The organism is Synechococcus sp. H55.11, assembly GCF_047462475.1.
Lineage (GTDB): Bacteria > Cyanobacteriota > Cyanobacteriia > Thermostichales > Thermostichaceae > Thermostichus.
Genome location: NZ_JANSJI010000134.1, coordinates 1 through 1,468 on the forward strand (window position 1 = coordinate 1; position 1,468 = coordinate 1,468).

A 1,468-nucleotide genomic window follows, 5' to 3' on the forward strand; every position below is an offset into this window, starting at 1 on the left:
GAGCGGCTGGCGGTGGCGTGCCAGTTGTTCGGCTTTCTCGGCTTGGGGCGACTGGAGCTGCAGGCCAGCCCCAGCGGTGGCGAAGCCCAGCTCACCCACTCCCACTACGCAGAAGGCTGGCTGAGCAAGTACGGGGATCAGGCTAACCGCACCCGCCCCATCGATCATCTAGCCGTGGGCTATGTGGCGGCGGCGCTGGATGCCACTTTTGGCGAGCTGGGCAGCTACACGGCAGAGGAAACGGAGTGCATGGCGGTTACGCGCAAGGATCGCTGCCTGATCCAGGCTACTCGGCTGCCACGGCCTCAGACTTTGGTTCCTAGCCCCGGCATGGGCAAGCTCATTGAACGTCCAGCCGATCTGCCCAAGCCGATAACAGCGGTGGACTATGACGCGGTCAACGAAGCTCTGTGGAGCCTGCCTTTGGCAGGAGATGAACGGGGGCAGATTCGCGCCTTCAACGTGCTGCTCACGCGCATGCCTGCCAATTACTACAACCGCATCCAGTACCGCTTTTTGGAAGAGCTGAAAGCAGTGCAACCCAGTCTGCAGCAGGTGGCAGAGGATCTGGTGCGCGAATCGGGCCATGTCTGTGTCTTCTACACCTTGGGCAACATCATGGAGTCGCTGGAGTGGGAAACCCTTGTGGGGCCAATGCTGGAAAAGGATACCGACTGGATCCACGGGGCCTATGCCGTAACCAGCAGCTTGGGGTGGGGTCGTTGGCAGGCTTTGGAGGTGGTGAGCGATCATTCCTGCCGGGTGGCTATTGACGGCAACTACGAGACCAACTACTTTTTGGCTTCCTACCCACGGGCAGATTATCCGACCTGCTATTTTGCCCAAGGGGCGGTGCCGGCGCTGATGAATCTGGTTTACAACGGCAACATTCAGCAGAAGCCGATTCTGGATCAAGTCTTCTACAACCGCCTCTTCCAGCGGGGTGGGCTGTTTTACGGGAAGGAGACCAAAGCCAGAGAGAAAGGGGATCCCTGGTGTGAGTTCTACGCCGAGCGGATTTAGGGATCCATGCAGGTGCGCATCCTGAGGCGGCGAGAGTGTGGAAGGGGCTGGGCCACAGACCTGCTGCTGCCGCGCTGCCTGAGCTGGCCGGAGGTAGAAGAGCTGGCGCAGGAGATAGGGGCCACCTGCCGCTGTTTTCAAAAGCAACTGGTGTGGTTGGATCTGCCGGCAGGGCGAATTACCGCTTCCTTGCGGGTGCCTCGCCTAACTTTGCGGCTCTACGACGCCGCTGTTGAGGCCCAGCTCCTCAAGCAGGTGTGTCGGCTAGCCGAGGCCCCTGCTCCTGCAGCGGAGGAGGACTGAGCTGTTGGCGACTCTGCGAGCTCTCCTTAGAGGCGCTGCACAAGCTTTATAGTCGGTTCAAACACAATTCAAACACTTTCACTTTGCCACCTACCCAAGCACTTCGCGCTGCTGCCCTCACCCCCAACCCCTCTGAGGGAGA

The 1,468-nt window shown here is 60.1% G+C and carries 2 protein-coding genes; both read left to right on the forward strand.

The window, feature by feature from the left end; all coding sequences use genetic code 11:
- Positions 1–1,023: hypothetical protein (locus tag NW853_RS05595; protein WP_414348250.1), on the forward strand; the 1,023-nt coding region annotated here is incomplete at its 5' end.
- Between the two features lie 6 nt (positions 1,024–1,029).
- Positions 1,030–1,326, forward strand: a complete 297-nt coding sequence (locus NW853_RS05600; protein ID WP_414333933.1) for a hypothetical protein — start codon at positions 1,030–1,032, stop codon at positions 1,324–1,326.
- Positions 1,327–1,468: the final 142 nt, after the last annotated feature.